The following is a 17,498-nucleotide window of genomic DNA, read 5'->3' on the forward strand; positions in this document are numbered from 1 at the left end:
AGGGGGCGGCCCCCGGCTAACGGCGGCGCAGGGCCCTGACCAGCACCACCGCGCCGCCCAGCAGGGCCACACCGCCGCCGATCACCCACGGCACCGCGCTGCGACCGCCCACGCCCGGCACCACGATCCCGCCGGCGTCGCCGCCCCAGCGGGAGGCCGCGCGGGCCCGGGCGCTGCGGGCCGGGAGGGCGGGCGCGTACGGGCCGCGCGGCGGGGCGTGGTCGACCTCCTCGGCGGAGCGGCCGACGATGCTGCGGCGGACCGGGCCGCCGAGCACGGGGTCCTGCTCGTACTCGAAGGGCAGCTCGGAGGGGAGGTCGGCGGAGACGGCCTCCTCGGCCCCGGCCCCGGCGGCGGTGCGGTCGGGCTCGTCGACGTCACCCACGGGGAGGCCGAAGCGCTCGGCGTCGGCGTCGGAGAAGGCGATCAGGTCGGAGAGGTCGTCGTCGAGGTCGTCGCCGGGCTCGCCCCGGCGGTCCTCCTGGTGGTCCTCCAGGAACACCACGGTGGCGGTGCCCGGAGGCTCCTCGTCGTCCTGGCCGCCGTCCTCGACGTCATCGGCGTCCTCGGGCTCCTGGCCGTCCTCGGGCTCCTGGCCGTCCTCGGCGTCCTCGGTGCCCTGAGCGGGCCGGTCGGCCTGGTCGGCCTGATCGTCCTCGGAGGTGTCGGGGGACTCGGCTTCCTGGCCGTCCGGGCGGACCGGGCCGTCCCCGGGGCTCCCGGGGTCCTCCGCGGCGGGCTCCCGGGCCGCGCCCGGAGCCTCGTCCGCGCCCACGGCCGCCTCCTCGTCCTCGTCCGGGACGACCTCCGGCGCGCCGTCGGGGGAGGCGAGGGCGGCGGCGAACCGGTCCAGCAGCCGGCGGCCGGTCGCGGCGAGGGTCTCGTCGTCGAACTCGGTCAGCCGCCCCGAGGCGGTCAGGTCGCCGGTGAAGCGGACCACCGCCGTGCCGTCCTCGGCGCCGTCGGCGACGCTGACCCGGACGGTGGCGGTGGCCTCGCCGCTGCCGCGGGCCTCCTGGCCCTCGGCGAACGCGGTCAGCACGCCCTCGCGGCCCTCGATCAGTGAGAGACCACCCTTGTAGGTGATGGTGGAGGTGCCGATCCGCAGCTTCAGCCGCCCGGCGATCTCGTCGGCCGGGCCGCTGCCGACGGCAGCCGGTTCGGTGCTCAGCCCCGGCACGGAACGCGCCAGCAGCGCCGGATCCTGCAGGGCCTGCCGGACCAGCCCGGCCGGCATCGGGACGACAACCTCATGCTCCATGTCAGGGAGCCTACCGACCGAACCCGTTCCGGGCCCCGCCCTGTCCCCCAGCTGTCGCCCGAGCCCCGCCCCGGGGCCGTTCCGGGCCGGGGCCCCGGGCCCGGAACGGCCCCGTACGGGCTCCGGGCGCCGGAGGGGCTCAGCGGGGGCCGAGCAGGGTCAGGGCGGCGGGTGGACGGGCAGGGCGGGCCGCGGCGAGGCGGGCCGCGGACGCGCGGAGGGCGTCGGGGGTGAGGGCGCGCGGGGGCGGCGCGTCGGGGGCGAGCGAGAGCGGCGGCTGGGCGGCGGCGGCGAGCAGGAAGGTCTGGTCACCCTCCGGTCCGGGGCGGCAGCTGGCCGTCGCGCTGCCCGCGACCGCGTACGGGACGGTCCGCAGGCCGGCGGCGCGCAGGCCCGACTCGACCTGCCAGAGGCCGTGCCGGCCGCCCGGTTCGTCGCCGCCCCGGACGGCGAGCCGCCCCCCGGGGGCGAGCAGCCGGGTGGTGAGGCCGTAGAACTCCTGGGAGTGGAACTTCGCCGGGCCGCCGTCGGCGGGCGCCGGCAGGTCGGCGAGGATCACGTCGAAGGACCGGCCGGGAGCGGGGCGGGTGGTGCGCAGCCACTCCAGCGGGTCGGCCTCGGCGGTGCGGACCCTGGGGTCCTCCAGCGAGTGCCCGGAGAGGGCGGCGAGGGCCGGGTCGGTCCGGGCCAGCCGGGGGAGCGCCGGGTCGGGATCGACGACCAGCACCGAGCGGACCCCGCCGTGCCGCAGCACCTCCCGCAGGGCCAGCCCGTCGCCGCCGCCGAGCACCAGGACCCGGCCGTCCGGGCCGGCTCCCATCGCGGGGTGGACGAGGGCCTCGTTGCCCCGGTACTCGTCCGGCCCGCAGACCGCCAGCCGGCCGTCCAGGTAGAGCCGGAGCGGGCCCTCGGCGGGGCCGGTGAGCACGACCTCCTGGTACCGGCCGTGGGCGTACCGCACCTGCCCGCCGTACAGCGCCTGCCGGGCGGCGCGTTCGACCGCGCCGGACCAGGCGGCGGCCGCGGCGAGCACCACGAGCACCAGGGCGCAGCCGCCCCAGAGCATCAGCCGGACCCTCGGCGCCGGTTCCTCGCGGAAGAGCCAGAGCACCACGGCGGAGCCGGCCACGGCGTTGACCGCGCCGGTGACCAGGGCGCCGCTGCCGGGCCCGAGGGCGGGCAGGATCAGGAACGGGAAGGCGAGCCCGCCGATGAGCGCGCCCACGTAGTCGGCGGCGAAGAGATCGGCGACGGCCCGTCCGGCGTCCTCCCGCCGGATCCGTTGGACGAGCGTCATCAGCAGGGGGATCTCGGCGCCGATCAGCACGCCGATCAGGCAGGTCATGCCGACCATGGCGGCCTGGTAGCGGCCGATCCAGGCCCAGCACGAGTAGAGCGCCAGGACGGAGAGGCCGCCGGTGAGGGCGAGGGCGCACTCGACCAGGGCGAAGGCGGTGGCCGGGCGGCTGGTGAACCGCTTGGCGAGCAGTGAGCCGAGGCCCATCGCGAACACCATGACGGAGAGGACGACGGAGGTTTGGGTGACCGAGTCCCCGAGCAGATAGTCGCCGAGCGCCACGAGTTCCAGCTCGTAGACGAGTCCGCAGGCCGCGCAGACGAACGCGGCCAGCAGGACGGCCAGTCGGGCGAGCCGCGGGCGGGAACGCAGCCGGCACCGACGGCGGGCTGGCAGGGGGGTCAGGCTCCGCCCGAGCCGGGGTGGGCTGCCGTCGTCGAGGTCGAGGCCCGGCTGTGCGGGGGGCGGACCGGCCGGATGGTTGATCACGAACAAACGCTAGGCGACGTTCGGGACGGACGGCTGCGCCCATTCGACGGACAGCTTGGCGTGACAGGTTGACGAATCGTTCCTGCGTACGAATGAAAGATCGCCGGCAGGGCTATGGAGGGCTCGGTCGTCGCGGTCACCGGAGGACCACCAGCGAGGACCGGGTGCAGACCAGCTGCCCCTCCTGCGGGTAGGCGTGCCAGGTGCGCCAGAGCAGCCGGTCCGCGCCGCCCTGGGTGACCAGGGCGGTGAAGGCGCTGGGGTCTCCGGGGAAGACCCCGGCCAGGCCGCGCGGGTGCCCCTCGACCAGTGCCAGCAACTCCTGGGCGCGGGCGGCGAAGTCGTGGGGCGGCAACGCCTCGATCCGGGCCGCGAACTCGTACTCCCAGCCGTCGACCTGTTTGGCGACCCGGGCCGGCAGCGGCGTTCGGCGACCGGGCAGGCAGGCGACGGTCTCCAGGCAGTGGCCCGGGCCGGCGGTGATCACCACCTGGTGCGAGGCGCCCAGCAGCCGCAGCTGGAGGGTGCCGGGCGGGCCGGGGTGGCCGGGGCCGTCGAGTCTCAGGTCGCGGACCGCGAGAGCGGGCAGCGGGTCGCCGCCCAGGCACCAGGCCAGGTCACCCGCGCGGGTGTCCGTGTAGGAGGTCTGCAAAGTGGTGAGCATGCTCGGCTCCGCGTTTCAGCTCCGTGCGCGCCCGCCGAGCAGCAGCGAGTTGGCCTAGGCAAGGGCGAGGCTGTTCGTGGCTGTGCGGTCCAGGGCGCGGCCGACCGTGGAAGGAAGGATTCCGGCTGGAGATTCAGCAGCAGAGAAGCACGAATACGCCGGGTCCGTCGGTGATTTACCCAACTTTGTCAAGCATTCACCGTTTCGAGCACATCTGCTTCCCTGCTCTGATCGACCCGGTGTGCGACTATGCACCGCGCGCGCCCCTCGCCCCGGTTCGCACGCCGTGTGAGCTGCTCATGCGCTGTTCACACGACCTGTACGCCCCCCGCCCCGCCGCGCCGGGCGCACGGCGCCGGACCGTCGTCGTGGCATGCCGCCGGGGCAGCGGAAATTGCCCGACCGGCAGGGAAAGCCCTTACCGTTCAGGTGAGTTGACGAATCGTCGGAACGTGCGAGAGGTCCCGCAGATCGGTCAGAGCCGGGCGAGCCGGGTGACCGCCTCTTCCAGGACCTCGACCTTCTTGCAGAAGGTGAAGCGGACGAGCGAGCGGCCCGCGTCCACGTCGTCGTAGAAGACCGCGTTGGGGATCGCCACCACGCCGCACCGCTCGGGCAGCGTGCGGCAGAACTCGATGCCGTCCTTCTCGCCCAGCGGAGTGATGTCGGTGGTGATGAAGTAGGTGCCGGCCGGCCGGAACACCCGGAAACCGGCGGCGCCCAGCCCGTCCGCGAGCAGATCCCGTTTGTGCAGCAGATCCGCGCGGAAGTCCGCGAAGTAGTCGTCGGGCAACTGCAGCGCCTCGGCCACCGCGTACTGGAAGGGCCCCGCGCTGACGTAGGTCAGGTACTGCTTGGCGGTGCGCACCGCCGCGACCAGGGGCGCCGACGCGGTGACCCAGCCGACCTTCCACCCGGTGAACGAGAAGGTCTTGCCCGCCGAGGAGATGGAGACGGTGCGCTCGCGCATGCCGGGCAGGGCCGCGACGGGGTGGTGGGCGCCGCCGAACACCAGGTGCTCGTAGACCTCGTCGGTGACCACCAGGAGGTCGCGCTCGACGGCGAGTTCGGCGACCGCGCGCAGCTCCTCGGGGGTGAGCACCAGGCCGGTGGGGTTGTGCGGCGAGTTGAGCAGCAGCAGCCGGGTACGCGGGGTGACCAGTGACCGGAGCCGGTCCAGGTCGGGGCGGAAGTCGGGGGCACGCAGCGTGAGCGGGACGCGGACGGCGCCCGCCATCGCGATGCAGGCGGCGTACGAGTCGTAGAACGGCTCCAGGGCGATCACCTCGTCGCCCGGCTCCAGCAGCGCCAGCAGCGTGGCGGCGATCGCCTCGGTGGCGCCCGCGGTGACCAGTACCTCGGTGTCCGGGTCGTACGCGAGGCCGTAGAAGCGCCGCTGGTGACCGGCGATCGCGGCGCGCAGCTCGGGGACCCCGGGGCCGGGCGGGTACTGGTTGCCGAGCCCCTCGCGCAGCGCACGGACGGCGGCCTCGCGCACCGCCTCCGGCCCGTCGGTGTCCGGGAACCCCTGGCCGAGGTTGATCGAACCGGTCGCCACGGCCAGCGCGGACATCTCCGCGAAGATCGTGGTGCCGAGTCCCTCCAGCCGGCGGTTCAGCAGCGGCCTCGCACCCATCACGGCTCCTCACACCTCGTGGTCGACCCCCATCCTCGGGCCAGGGGAGGGCCCGGGACAAGGACGGCCCGCCGGGAACGGCGCCGGCCCGCCACCGGAGTGCCGGTGGCGGGCCGTGGCGGAGGGCCGGAGGCGGGGGATCAGGCCTCGTCGGTGCCCTCGGAGGGCTTGCCCTCGCCGTCCTCGCCCTCGATGTCCTTCTGCAGGCCGAGGCGCTCGACGATCCACTGCTCGAAGCCCACCGCGGCCTGGGTCCAGTTGGCGGTGGTGGTGACGAAGTAGTCCAGGTTGACGCCGGTGCCGACGATCATCTGGGCCTCACCGATCAGCCGGACCACGCCGTCCTCGTGGGTGTGCGTGTAGACCTTGGGCCAGAGGGTCTCGCGGTTCCACTCGTCGATCAGGTCGAGGATCTCGGCCTTGTCCTCAAGGGGGTACGAGCGGTCGTAGAACGCGCGGACGGCGAAGAGTTCCTTCTGCTCACCGCGGAACATGTAGTAGACGCGGAAGCCCTCCCAGGGGGCGGTGAGGTCGCCCTCCTCGTCCACGACGTGCTTCAGCTGCATCTGGTCGAGGAGCTGGCCCACCAGGGCCTGGTCCGGGACGATGATCGGCGGCGGGCCGTCCGGACGGCCGCCCTGACCGCCCGGCTGCCCGCCCTGGGGGACACCGAACGACGGGATGGACGACGGGTCGATGCTCATAGGGTCCTCTTCCTCAGTGCACGTGGTGGTCGGCAATGAGAGGCCGCCCTTCCACCTCCCATCCTGCCTCATCGGGGCCCTGCCTCACAGGGGAGACCGCGCTCCGGCCGGGCATGGCCGGATCATGGCGCACCCCCGGTGACCGGACCCGGTCACCGGGGGTGCGCGAGGCAGGTCACCGGGGGTGGCGGGCCCCGCTGACCGGGTCCGACGAGGTCCGCCGGCGCTACTTCTCCAGTGGTCCGCGGGCCCGGACGGTGAGGCGGTCGCTCTCGTCGTCCCGGTCGACCAGGACGGTGTCGCCGTCGTGCACCTGGCCGGCCAGGATCGCCCTGGCCAACTGGTCGCCGATCGCCGACTGCACCAGCCGGCGCAGCGGCCGCGCGCCGTACGCCGGGTCGTAGCCGGTGAGCGCGAGCCAGTCGCGGGCCGCCGCGGAGACCTCCAGGGTGAGCCGCCGTTCGCGCAGCCGGGCGCCGAGCGCGGCCACCTGGAGGTCGACGATCCTGCTCAGCTCGGCGGTGCCGAGCGGGTCGAAGACCACGATGTCGTCGAGCCGGTTGAGGAACTCCGGCTTGAAGGCGGCCCGGACGGAGTCCAGGACGAGGTCCTTCTTCCGCTCCTCCGGGGTGGCCGGGTCCACCAGGAACTGGCTGCCCAGGTTGGAGGTGAGGATCAGGATCGCGTTGCGGAAGTCCACCGTGCGGCCCTGGCCGTCGGTGAGCCGGCCGTCGTCCAGCACCTGGAGCAGGACGTCGAAGACCTCGGGGTGGGCCTTCTCCACCTCGTCCAGCAGCACCACGCTGTACGGCCGGCGGCGGACCGCCTCGGTGAGCTGGCCGCCCTCCTCGTAGCCGATGTACCCGGGCGGCGCGCCGACCAGGCGGGAGACGGAGTGCTTCTCGCCGTACTCGCTCATGTCGATGCGGACCATGGCCCGCTGGTCGTCGAAGAGGAAGTCGGCGAGGGCCTTGGCGAGTTCGGTCTTGCCGACGCCGGTCGGGCCGAGGAAGAGGAAGGAGCCGGTCGGGCGGTCCGGGTCGGCGATGCCCGAGCGGGTCCGCCGGACCGCGTCCGAGACGGCCTGCACGGCCTCTGCCTGGCCGATCAGGCGGCGCCCCAACTCCTCCTCCATGCGCAGGAGTTTGGCGCTCTCGCCCTCCAGCAGCCGGCCGGCCGGGATGCCCGTCCAGGAGGCGACCACGTCGGCCACGTCGTCCGGGCCGACCTCCTCCTTGACCATCGAGGCGGAGCCGTCCTGGGCGGCGGCGCGCTCCTGGGCGTCGGTGAGCTCCTTCTCCGCGGCCGGGATCTCGGCGTACATCAGCTTGGAGGCGCGTTCGAAGTCGCCGTCCCGCTGGGCGCGTTCGAGCGCGCCGTGCAGGTCGTCCAGCTGTTCCTTGAGCTCGCCGACCCGGTTGAGGCTCTTCTTCTCCTGCTCCCACCGGGCCGTGAGCACGCTCAACTGCTCGTTCTTGTCGGCGAGATCGCGGCGCAGCCGGGCCAGCCGGTCGACCGAGGCCGGGTCCGACTCCTTCTCCAGCGCCAGCTCCTCCATGCGCAACCGGTCGACGGAGCGCTGGAGTTCGTCGATCTCGACCGGCGAGGAGTCGATTTCCATCCGCAGTCGGGAGGCGGCCTCGTCGACCAGGTCGATCGCCTTGTCGGGGAGGAACCGGGAGGTGATGTACCGGTGGGAGAGCGTCGCCGCGGCGACCAGCGCGGCGTCCGCGATCTGCACCTTGTGGTGCGCCTCGTACCGGCCCTTGAGGCCGCGCAGGATGGCGATCGAGTCCTCGACGCTGGGCTCGCCGACCAGCACCTGCTGGAACCGGCGCTCCAGGGCCGGGTCCTTCTCGATCCGCTCCCGGTACTCGTCGAGGGTGGTGGCGCCGACCATCCGCAGCTCGCCGCGGGCCAGCATCGGCTTGAGCATGTTGCCGGCGTCCATCGCGGAGTCGCCGCCGGCGCCCGCGCCGACCATGGTGTGCAGCTCGTCGATGAAGGTGACGACCTGGCCGTCGCTCTGCTTGATGTCGTTGAGGACGGCCTTCAGCCGCTCCTCGAACTCCCCGCGGTACTTGGCGCCGGCCACCATCGCGCTGAGGTCCAGCGAGACCAGGCGCTTGCCGCGCAGCGACTCCGGCACGTCGCCGGCCACGATCCGCTGGGCCAGGCCCTCGACGACGGCGGTCTTGCCGACGCCGGGCTCGCCGATCAGCACGGGGTTGTTCTTGGTCCGGCGGGAGAGCACCTGGACCACCCGGCGGATCTCCTGGTCCCGGCCGATCACCGGGTCGAGCTTGCCGTCCCGGGCGGCCTGGGTGAGGTCGGTGCCGTACTTCTCCAGTGCCTTGTAGGTACCCTCCGGGTCCGGCGAGGTGACCCGGCCGCTGCCCCGGACGTCCTTGAACGCGGCCAGCAGGGCCTTGGCGGAGGCGCCCTGCTGCACCAGCAGCTCGGCGACCGGCCCGCCCTCGGCGGCCAGGCCGACCAGCAGGTGCTCGGTGGAGACGTACTGGTCGTCGAGGTCGTCGGCGCGCCGGCCGGCCTCGGTCAGCACCGCCAGGGTGTCGCGGGCCAGTTGCGGCGCGGCGACGGTCGAGCCCATCGCGCTGGGCAGCCCGGTCAGCAGGCGGCGGGCCTCGGCCTCGACCCGCGACACGTCGGCGCCGACCGCCTCCAGCAGCGGCCTGGCGATGCCCTCGGGCTGTTCCAGCAGCGCGATCAGGATGTGCACCGGCTTGACGTCCGGGTTCCCGGCGCCCCCGGCCTGCCGGATCGCGGCGGACAGGGCGTCCTGCGTCTTGGTGGTGAACTTGCTGGCGTCCACTGCTGGGGTGTCCTCCCTTGTCGTGCGTTGGTTCTGCTCTCTACAGCATGCACTAAGTTGAGTCTATTCCGCTCAACTTTCAGATGAACGGTCGGGGCGCCCGTGCGGGGCGGGTCTCCGAGCCCCCGCGGCCCGGTTCCCCGCGGCGCCGTTCTCCGCGGCCCGGGCCCCCGGCGCGCCGCCGCCCGCGGGCCGGATCCCCGGAGCCCCGGCCTCCGCCGTCCGGGCCGCCGACCGCCGCGCCCCGGTCGCCCGCCTCGGGGCCGCCGTCCGCCGGGTCAGCGTCAGCAGCTCCCGGGCCGGCCCGCTCGGCCGCCGGCCGGCCGGCCAGACCGCCCGCAGCGGCCGTCGCAGGTCCAGCCCCTCCGCCAGCGGCACCTCCACCAGCCGCCGGGTCGCCAGCTCCTCCACCACCGCCAGCTCGCTCAGGCAGACCGGCCCCGCGCCGGTCATCGCCGCCGCCTTCAGCGCCGTCGACGAGGCCAGCTCCAGCCGCGGCCGGGCCGCGCCCCCGTACGGCGCCAGCGCCATCTCCAGCACCTCCCGGGTCCCCGAGCCGGGCTCGCGCAGCACCAGCGGTGTCGCCGCCAGCTCCGCCGGGGTCAGGGGGGAGCGGCGGCGCGCCCAGGGGTGGCCCGGCGCGACCACGACGACGAGCCGGTCGGCCGCCACCACCGCGCCGGCCAGTCCGGGCGGAGCGGAGGGGCCCTCGACGAAGCCGAGGTCCGCGTCCCCGGCCAGCACGTGCCCGGCCACGTCCGCGGAGTTCGCGGTGCGCAGCGTCACGGCGGTCCCCGGGCTCGCCTCGTGCAGCGCCAGCAGCCACCCGGGCATCAGGTACTCGGCGACGGTCAGGCTGGCCACCACGGTCAGCCGGGCGTCCCGGCGCTCGCGGAGCGCGTCGATCCCGGCGTCCAGGGCCTGCGCGGCCTCCACCACCTGCCGGGCCCACTCGACCACCAGCCGGCCGGCCTCGGTCGGCCGGGAGCCGCGCGGGGAGCGGTCCAGCAGCGGGACGCCGATCAGCCGCTCCATGCCCTTGATCCGCGCGCTGGCGGTCGGCTGGCTCACCCCGAGTTCGGCGGCGGCCCGGCCGACGCTGCCGAGCCGGGCCACTGCGAGCAGCAGCTCCAGCGCACCGAGTTCGGGGACGCGCGGGGAGAGGGCCATAGGTTCAGGCTATGCCCTCATAGAGCGTTCGGCGCTACCGACCGGGGTCGCACCGGGAGACGGTTGATGCCATGGCCACCCTGATCAGCCCCCGCACGCACCCCCGCCCCCGCCCTCGCCCCCGTCTGCGCCCGTCCGACCGCGCCCGCCGGCTCGACCTCGCACAGCTCGGGCCGAACTGGTACGCGGCGGTCATGGGCACCGCGATCGTCGGCAACGGTGCGGCCGCCCTCCCGGTCCGGCTGCCCGGCCTGATCGGGTTCGGCGAGGTGATGTGGGCGCTCGGGCTGGCCGGTCTGCTGGTGCTCGGGTCCGCCCGGCTGGTCCACCTCACCCGTCACCGGGACGCCGCCCGCGCCCAGCTGCTGGACAACCCGGCCACCGCCGTCTTCTACGGCTGTCCGCCGATGGCGCTGATCTCGGTCGGGCTCGGGACCCTGACGCTCGGCTCCCGCGTCATCGGGACCGGCCCGGCCGTCGCGCTCGACGCCGTGCTCTGGACGGTGGGCACCGGGTACGCGCTGCTGGTCGCGGTCGGCATCCCGTACCTGATGATCACTCGGCACACGGTCTCCCCATTGGAGGCCAACCCGACCTGGCTGCTGCCGGTGGTGGCTCCGCTGGTCGCCTCCGCCGCCGGTCCCGCGCTGATCCCGCACCTGCCCGCCGGCACCGCCCGGCAGGCGCTGCTGTACACCTGCTGCGCGCTGTTCGGGATCGGCCTGCTCGCCACCCTGGCGCTGCTGCCGGTGGTGCTCACCGGTCTCGTGCACAGCAAGCTGCCCGCCCTGGCGCTCACCCCGTCGCTCTTCCTGGTGCTCGGCCCGCTCGGCCAGTCCACCACCGCGGTCCACCAACTCGCCGACGCCGCGCGCCCGGTGACCCCGACGATCGCCCCCGTCGCGCTCGCCCTCGCCGAGCTGTACGGGGTGGCGGTGCTCGGCGTGGCGATGCTCTGGCTGGCGCTCGCCGTCGCCGCCAACCTCCGTGCCCGGCGGGCCGGCATGTCGTTCGCGATGACGTGGTGGGCGTTCACCTTCCCGGTCGGCACCTGCGTCACCGGCGCCGCCGCCCTCGCCCGGCACACCGGCTTCCCCGGGTTCACCGGACTCGCCACCGCCCTGTTCGTCCTGCTGCTGGCCTCCTGGGCCCTCGCCGCGGGCGGCACCGCCGCCGGGCTGGCGGGCGGCCGGCTGCTGGCCCGCTGAGCCGGGGCCGGCACCGGTGCTCGACAGGGATCTGACGAGGCGTCACGTCGTCCCGTGCGGTGGTGCGGTGGTGCGGTGGTGCGGTGGTCCGGCGGGAGGCTGTCGGCGGCTCGGCCGGGACCGTCCGTCCCGGGGGGTGGCCTCCGGTGCCACCCGTCCTGGCGGACGGCCCGGCCCCGGCCGGCCGGGGCCCTGCGGCACCGCGCCTTTCCGTGCCTCCCCGCGGCTTCCCGGCCCCGGGTGGCTCCGGTACGGTCCGGTACGGGCGGCCCGAACGGTACCCGGACGGTGCCCGAACGGGCTCGGACCGGGGGCCGGGGAGGCACGGGGGGAGCGCTGCGTAGGTCGCGGGGAACGGAACGCGGTCGTTCGGTTCCGAATGACCGGAGGGTCGGACTCCGCCGTCCCACTGCCCTGACCTGCACGTTCGCGATACGCCAGGGCGCCGCGGCGGACGTCGCGCCACGCCGACGATGCAGGTTCCTGCAATTGCGAGAACATGCAGTCGGGCGGCACTTGTTCACCGGCCGTCACGCTGTGAGGGTGGAGTCACGTCACGTCGACCGGGCAACCGCAGCCCGATGACGGCGACTTGCTCTTCATTACTGGATGCGTCCGGTACGTCCGCACGTACCTGCATATCGGGGGGAAGAGCGCCGGCCGGGACGCCATGTGTGGTGATGGCCCCCGGGACCGGAGCCGGCGAGGCGTTGCTGCTCCGCCTCGCCGGAAGCGCCGCGACCGTGGCGTGGACCGGCGGCCCCCCTGGCCCGTGTGCGACGGCACCCGGAGTCCGGGGGCCCGCCGGCTCCCAGTACCGTGATCACGCCCGGCGAACGTGTGTGACGAGTGCGCACGGCGTGCGAGGGCGCACACATCCGCGAGACATCCGGCAGGGAGCGTTCGACGTGACGGTCGAGGGGACGGCGGATCCGACGACCGCTCCGGGCGTCGGCGCCGGAGGGGGCGCCGCCACCGGCCCGGCCGCGTCCGGCGGCGAGCCCGACGAGGCCGCCCGCCGGCTCTACCTCGCCATCCTGGCCGACGGCGGCCGGATCCCCGTCGCGGACGTCCCCGAACCGGACCGTCGCGCCCTGCGCCAGCTCGTCTCCATCGGTCTGCTGATGCCCAACCCGATGGACGCCTGCTACACGGCCGTCAGCCCGCGCTCGGTCAGCGACCGCCTCGGCGCCGAGCTCCGCAGCGAGGCCACCCGCCTCCTCGTCCGCGCCGAAAACCTGCCCGGCACCCTCGACGGCCTCACCCGCGCCTACGACGCGATGCCCCGGCCGCCCGAGCGCTCCGGCGGCGCCGTCTACATCGAGGGCCACACCCACATCCGGCACCGGATCTCCCAGCTGGTCTCCGACTGCCGCACCGAGGTCCTCACCGCCCAGCCCGGCCACCGGCCCGCCGACGCCCTCCAGGGCGCCCTGGTCCAGGACGTCCAGCTCCTGCAGCGCGGCTGCACCCTGCGGACCATCTACCAGCCCGTCGCGGTCTCCGAACCCGCCGCCCTGGCCTACGCCGAGGAGGTCACCCGGCACGGTTCGCTGATCCGGACCCTCGACGAGCCGTTCCAGCGGCTGATGATCTTCGACCGCTCGGTCGCGGTGATCTCCGCCAGCGACGACCACAGCACCGCCGCCTTCATCACCGACCGCGCCGCGATCGCCTTCATCGTCAACGCCTTCGAGCGCGACTGGGCCCGCGCCGACGCGACCGACTGGACCGCCGCGCTCGCCGACGGCCCGGCCCGCAACCCCCACAACGCGTCCGACCGCGTCGGCCGCCTGCTGGCCCGCGGTCTGACCCAGCGTGCGGTCGCCACCCGCCTCGGCCTGAGCGAGCGGACCGTGGCCGCGCACATCGCCCGCCTCCGCGACCGGTACGGGGCGCAGACCCTGTTCCAGCTCGGTTGGCTGATGCGGGGCGGCCGTGACGACGGATGAGCCCGACGGCGCCGTTCGCACCCGCTACCCGGCCGCTCTGCGCTGCGCTGCCTGACCGCTCTGCCTGATGCGGGAGCCCGGGCGGGGGAGCCCGGACGGGATCAGCCGGTGGCCGCGCCGGTGGGCCAGTAGCCGGTCGGGCCGACGGCGGGGGGCTGCTGACGGGGGACGGTGAACTGCTCGCCGGGGGCGGTCCAGAAGCCCTCGCGCAGGGAGAGCGCCATGCCGGCCCAGTCGAGGGCGGTCTCCACGGTGTGGTGGAGGGCCTCCTGGGACCAGGTGTCGTCGAAGACCAGCGGCAGGACGGGGGCGACCTGCTCGATGGTGGCGATCAGCGGGTTGTGGGTGATGGCCTCGTCGACGAGGAGCACGATCGGCTTGCGCAGCGCCGACGCCCAGCCCAGCTCCAGGCTGACCCCGGCCGACAGCGGTGCGCCGACGTAGGCGAAGACGAGGTCGGCGGACTGCAGCGCGCGGAAGTCCGACGGCACGCGCGGCTCGGGGGCGCGCCCGGCGACGGTCCAGGCGTCACTGTGGTGGGCGCTGTACACGGCGGCGCCACTGCGGAGGAGGGTGGTGCGGAGGGTGGTCAGCCGCGTCCGGCTGGCGAGGGTCACCACACTGTCCGCCGGCCCGGTCAACCGCATGAGCGGCGCGGCCAGGAAGACTCGTGCACGCCGGCCCTCAAGGGCCTGGCTGTCGTGGTGACGCAGGTAGGGCTCAGTCATGTCGACTCCGGGGAGTGGCTGACCGGGTTCACCAGGTCCGGCAGGGTTAGGGGTTCTGATCGGCGAGGCTGCGGACTTCGCTCGGGGGAGCTAAGTCGAATGGTGAATTGAAGGTACATCGGCAAGTGTGGTGAGCTTGCCGGGACCATCGGGAGCGAACTGATCGTCCATCGTTCGGGGCGGTGGAGTCCACTGCTTCGCGGTGTCATCTGTCTGCCTGGCATGGAGATGACGCACCTCTGTGGAGGGGGGATGTGGCGCGTGCGTTCGAGCTGGGGCATTATGTGGGCGGCTGCGTAGCTGTTCCCATTGCTCGATACCCGCGACTAACTCAGGAAGGCGTGATCGCAATGCTTCGCCTGCGCCGACACGTTCGCATCACTGCGGCTTCGGTCGTTGCTGTTATAGCGGTATTGACCGCGAGCAGCCAGGTCACGTCGGCGGCTTCCGGCCACCAGCCGGCGCCGCGTACCGCCAACTCCGTGCCCGCCGACGCTCCGGCCCTGGTCACGCTGGCCCTCACCGCGAACGACAGCAACTGGACCTGAGTTCGGCACGTGACGCCCGGGCGGGCCGTCAGGGGCCCCGGGCAGTCAGTCGGTTGACGGGTCGTGTTCCCCGAGGCGTTCTTCGGGGTGCCCGCTCTGGGTGGTCCGGGCCAGCATGTACCCGAGCTGGAACAGCGAATCCACCCGGTAGTCCTCACGCATGTCCGCTATGTGACGCGCCAGCGTGCGTTCGCTGATGCCCAGGCTTCGGGCAATCACGCGGTGACTGGTGCCTTTCAGCAGCAGATCGATGATCGTCTGCCGCAGGCGTGAGATGACCTCCTGCGGCACCGCGCGGGCGCCGTCGAAATCGAGAGCGCGGTTCCAGTTGCGCTCGAAGATGTCGGAGACCAGATAGCTGATGATCGCGCGGTCGTGTATGAACGCGGCCACATTCAGGTCGTCCGCGATGGGAATGATGGCGGTGCGGCGGTCCACGACTATGAGCCGGGTGTACGGCTCGTCCAGGGTGCGGACCTGCCCCCCGGCGTCCGTGATGGCGAGGACGTAGTCCCTGGTGGCGGGGTGGTAACGCGTACTGGGGTGGTAAATGGTCCGAAACGTGGCGCCTCTCTGGAGAAGTGCCAAATCACGGTCGCGGCTGCCGGCGAGTGCCTCCGGGGGGCGGGGACCACCCGGTTGTGCGGCGAGGAACTCCTCGGTGCAACTCGTGGTCAACTGCCCGAGTCTTTGATTGATCAGTACTTTTCCACGGACGTACTCGATGCTGCCGCCGGTCTGCTTCGGCGTGTGGAAGGCCTCGGACAGTTCCTTCAGATCGATCGGAAGCGCCTCGGCCCGGGAGAGCAGGTCGAGTGCTTTGCGCTGCCAGGAGGCGATGAGCCCGGACGAGAGCTGCTGGGGGTCCACGGCGACGAGCACGTCCGGCTCGTCCGTGTCCGGCACCAGCAGGCCGATGTCGAGAAGCTCCTGGAGGAACCTGAGGTCGGTGGCCTCCTGGCTCGCGGGTACGAGGCGGCCGTGGGAGTGCAGGACGTGGAGGTAGAGCTTGCGAGCGCCGTCCGAAAGGACACCGAGGCCGCCTGAGGTGAGTCCGGGCTCGGCCGTCTCGCTCATCTGCGGCTCCCTGGTGTTCGGATAGAGCTGAGTGAGGCCGGTTCGCCGGCTTCGATGGGGATCTTAGCCAGAGCCTCCGCGAACCGGCATCGGCGTTCTTGATCCGCTCTCGCCTGCAGAAAGCACTCTCTCACCACGCAAGCACCGCCGGCACCCCCCGACCAGGGGGAACCGGCGGCGGCGACCGTCGTGGCCGGGTCAGCGCTTGGGACGCCAGACGACCAGGGCGCTGGAGTGCGGGGTCGGGGGCTGGTAGGGGACGAGGTCGCGGCGGTAGGAGGCGTGGATGGTGGCCTCGCGCTGCTGGAGGGCGGTGGCCGCGCCTTCGAGGGAGTCGGTGAGCTCGGCGATCCGGGACTGGAGGGCGGTGACCTGGTTCTCCAGCTCGATGATCCGCTTGATGCCGGCGAGGTTGATGCCCTCGTCCTGGGAGAGCCGCTGGACGTCGCGCAGCTGCTGGATGTCGCGCGCCGAGTAGCGGCGCCCGCGGCCGGCGGTGCGGTCGGGGCAGACCAGGCCGAGGCGGTCGTACTGGCGGAGGGTCTGCGGGTGCAGGCCGGAGAGCTCGGCGGCCACCGAGATCACGTAGACCGGGGTGTCCTCGGTGAGGACGTACTGGGGCTGCGGAACGGCCCGGCGCGCGCGCGGGGGGCCGCCGCCGGGCAGTCCCTCGCCGATGCCGGGGCCGATCGGGCCGTGGCCGGTGCTGTCGGGGGTCATCTGGTCGTCACGCTCCCTTCGCCGCTCGGAACAGGGCGGCTCGCGGGTCGTCGGAGGCGGTGGCCTCGCGGTACTGCTCCAGAGCGGCCAGCGCGTCGCCGGTGACGTGCTGGGGCACCACGACCTCCACGGTGACCAGGAGGTCGCCCCGGGTGCCGTCCTTGCGGGTGGCGCCCTTGCCGCGGGCCCGCAGGGTGAGGCCGTTGGCACTGCCCGGGGGGAGTTTGAGCTTCACCGAGGGGCCGTTGAGGGTCGGCACCTCGATGGTGCCCCCCAACGCGGCTTCGGGGAAGGTGACCGGGACGGTCACGGTCAGGTTGTCGGCCTTCCGTCCGAAGACGGGGTGCGGGTCGACGTGCACGGTGACGTAGAGGTCGCCGGGCTGGCCGCCGCGTTCGCCCTGCGCGCCCTTGCCCTTGAGGCGGATCCGCTGGGCGTCCTGGACACCGGCCGGGATCCGGACCTGCATGGTGCGGGCGGAGCTGGCCCGGCCGCTGCCGTGGCAGTCGGTGCACGGGTCGTCGACGATCATGCCGCGGCCGCGGCAGTCCCGGCAGGGCTCGGAGAGGGCGAAGGCGCCCTGGCCGCGGCTGACCGTGCCGGAGCCGACGCAGGTCGGGCAGACCCGGGGGGTGGTGCCGGCCTTGGCACCGGTGCCGTTGCAGTGGCGGCAGGGGGCCTGACTGGTCATCCGGAGCGGGACGGTGGCGCCGTCGACGGCCTCCTCGAAGGAGAGCGTCACCTCGGTCTCGACGTCGGCGCCGCGCCGGGGCTGGGCCTGTCGGGCGCCGCCGCGGTTGAACAGACCGCCGAAGACGTCGCCGAGGCCACCGCTGTTGCCGGCCTGGTTGCCGCTGAACAGGTCGCCGAAGTCGAAGCTGTAGTTGCCGTTACCGGGGCCGCCGGCGCGGAAGCCGCCGTTGGCGAAGAGGCTGCGGGCCTCGTCGTACTCCTTGCGGCGCTTCTCGTCGGAGAGGACGTCGTACGCCTCGGAGATGTCCTTGAACCGCTCCTCGGCCGCCGTGTCACCCTTGTTCGCGTCGGGGTGGAACTCGCGGGCCAGCTTGCGGTAGGTCTTCTTGATCTCGGTGGCGGTGGCGTCCTTGGGCACGCCGAGGACCTTGTAGTAGTCCTTCTCCACGTAGTCCTTGCCGCTCATGGCTGGCGCCACCTCCCGAGGTCCATCGTCACAGAGCTGTCAACGGGCCGGC

General features: G+C 73.5%; 13 protein-coding genes and 1 pseudogene. 3 read left to right on the top strand and 11 right to left on the bottom strand.

Annotated features, from left to right (window positions below):
• Positions 1–16: 16 nt before the first annotated feature.
• The 7 genes and pseudogenes from PUR61_RS40165 to PUR61_RS40195 form a co-directional block, all read right to left on the bottom strand.
• Positions 17–1,261, bottom strand: coding sequence for a hypothetical protein (locus PUR61_RS40165; protein WP_329884874.1), 1,245 nt, complete (start codon positions 1,259–1,261; stop codon positions 17–19).
• Positions 1,262–1,400: 139 nt separating this feature from the next.
• A complete protein-coding gene (locus PUR61_RS40170) occupies positions 1,401–3,047 on the bottom strand; it encodes a polyamine aminopropyltransferase (protein WP_443035318.1) in 1,647 nt (548 codons plus the stop codon).
• Between the two features lie 136 nt (positions 3,048–3,183).
• The gene (locus PUR61_RS40175) at positions 3,184–3,711 is read right to left on the bottom strand and encodes a DUF2617 family protein (RefSeq protein ID WP_329884875.1); all 528 of its coding nucleotides are present in this window, start codon (positions 3,709–3,711) and stop codon (positions 3,184–3,186) included.
• A gap of 475 nt (positions 3,712–4,186) precedes the next feature.
• On the bottom strand, positions 4,187–5,347 hold the full coding sequence (locus PUR61_RS40180) for a pyridoxal phosphate-dependent aminotransferase (RefSeq protein ID WP_329884876.1): 1,161 nt from the start codon (positions 5,345–5,347) through the stop codon (positions 4,187–4,189).
• A gap of 140 nt (positions 5,348–5,487) precedes the next feature.
• Positions 5,488–6,051, bottom strand: coding sequence for a YbjN domain-containing protein (locus PUR61_RS40185; RefSeq protein WP_329884877.1), 564 nt, complete (start codon positions 6,049–6,051; stop codon positions 5,488–5,490).
• A gap of 226 nt (positions 6,052–6,277) precedes the next feature.
• On the bottom strand, positions 6,278–8,884 hold the full coding sequence (gene clpB, locus PUR61_RS40190) for an ATP-dependent chaperone ClpB (RefSeq protein WP_329884878.1): 2,607 nt from the start codon (positions 8,882–8,884) through the stop codon (positions 6,278–6,280).
• Positions 8,885–9,157: 273 nt separating this feature from the next.
• Positions 9,158–10,054, bottom strand: a pseudogene (locus PUR61_RS40195) (LysR family transcriptional regulator); the annotation flags it as partial.
• 71 nt (positions 10,055–10,125) lie between these two features.
• Here PUR61_RS40195 and PUR61_RS40200 point away from each other — a divergent pair.
• Complete coding sequence (locus PUR61_RS40200) at positions 10,126–11,262, top strand: TDT family transporter (protein ID WP_329884879.1); 1,137 nt, start codon at positions 10,126–10,128, stop codon at positions 11,260–11,262.
• Between the two features lie 908 nt (positions 11,263–12,170).
• Positions 12,171–13,214, top strand: a complete 1,044-nt coding sequence (locus PUR61_RS40205) for a LuxR C-terminal-related transcriptional regulator (protein ID WP_329884880.1) — start codon at positions 12,171–12,173, stop codon at positions 13,212–13,214.
• 101 nt (positions 13,215–13,315) lie between these two features.
• Here the strand turns inward: PUR61_RS40205 and PUR61_RS40210 are convergent, their stop codons facing one another.
• The gene (locus PUR61_RS40210; protein ID WP_329884881.1) at positions 13,316–13,942 is read right to left on the bottom strand and encodes a hypothetical protein; all 627 of its coding nucleotides are present in this window, start codon (positions 13,940–13,942) and stop codon (positions 13,316–13,318) included.
• 413 nt (positions 13,943–14,355) lie between these two features.
• Between PUR61_RS40210 and PUR61_RS40215 the strand changes: the two genes are divergently transcribed.
• Complete coding sequence (locus PUR61_RS40215) at positions 14,356–14,490, top strand: hypothetical protein (protein ID WP_329884882.1); 135 nt, start codon at positions 14,356–14,358, stop codon at positions 14,488–14,490.
• A 45-nt stretch (positions 14,491–14,535) separates the two neighbouring features.
• Here PUR61_RS40215 and PUR61_RS40220 read toward each other — a convergent pair whose 3' ends face one another.
• From PUR61_RS40220 to dnaJ, 3 genes are all read right to left on the bottom strand, one after another.
• Positions 14,536–15,567: a helix-turn-helix domain-containing protein gene (locus tag PUR61_RS40220; protein WP_329884883.1), complete on the bottom strand. Its 1,032-nt coding sequence runs from the start codon at positions 15,565–15,567 to the stop codon at positions 14,536–14,538.
• A 198-nt stretch (positions 15,568–15,765) separates the two neighbouring features.
• Positions 15,766–16,287, bottom strand: a complete 522-nt coding sequence (locus tag PUR61_RS40225) for a heat shock protein transcriptional repressor HspR (protein WP_329884884.1) — start codon at positions 16,285–16,287, stop codon at positions 15,766–15,768.
• Positions 16,288–16,294: 7 nt separating this feature from the next.
• On the bottom strand, positions 16,295–17,446 hold the full coding sequence (gene dnaJ / locus PUR61_RS40230) for a molecular chaperone DnaJ (protein ID WP_329884885.1): 1,152 nt from the start codon (positions 17,444–17,446) through the stop codon (positions 16,295–16,297).
• Positions 17,447–17,498: the final 52 nt, after the last annotated feature.

The organism is Streptomyces sp. BE20, from assembly GCF_036322525.1.
Taxonomy (GTDB): domain Bacteria; phylum Actinomycetota; class Actinomycetes; order Streptomycetales; family Streptomycetaceae; genus Kitasatospora.

Excerpts from the sequence above, each read along its gene's own strand:
- PUR61_RS40210 (WP_329884881.1), bottom strand. The coding sequence starts at position 13,942 with ATGACTGAGCCCTACCTGCGTCACCACGACAGCCAGGCCCTTGAGGGC.
- PUR61_RS40180 (WP_329884876.1), bottom strand. The coding sequence starts at position 5,347 with ATGGGTGCGAGGCCGCTGCTGAACCGCCGGCTGGAGGGACTCGGCACC.
- dnaJ (WP_329884885.1), bottom strand. The coding sequence starts at position 17,446 with ATGAGCGGCAAGGACTACGTGGAGAAGGACTACTACAAGGTCCTCGGC.
- PUR61_RS40220 (WP_329884883.1), bottom strand. The coding sequence starts at position 15,567 with ATGAGCGAGACGGCCGAGCCCGGACTCACCTCAGGCGGCCTCGGTGTC.
- PUR61_RS40185 (WP_329884877.1), bottom strand. The coding sequence starts at position 6,051 with ATGAGCATCGACCCGTCGTCCATCCCGTCGTTCGGTGTCCCCCAGGGC.
- PUR61_RS40175 (WP_329884875.1), bottom strand. The coding sequence starts at position 3,711 with ATGCTCACCACTTTGCAGACCTCCTACACGGACACCCGCGCGGGTGAC.
- PUR61_RS40200 (WP_329884879.1), top strand. The coding sequence starts at position 10,126 with ATGGCCACCCTGATCAGCCCCCGCACGCACCCCCGCCCCCGCCCTCGC.
- PUR61_RS40165 (WP_329884874.1), bottom strand. The coding sequence starts at position 1,261 with ATGGAGCATGAGGTTGTCGTCCCGATGCCGGCCGGGCTGGTCCGGCAG.
- PUR61_RS40225 (WP_329884884.1), bottom strand. The coding sequence starts at position 16,287 with ATGACCCCCGACAGCACCGGCCACGGCCCGATCGGCCCCGGCATCGGC.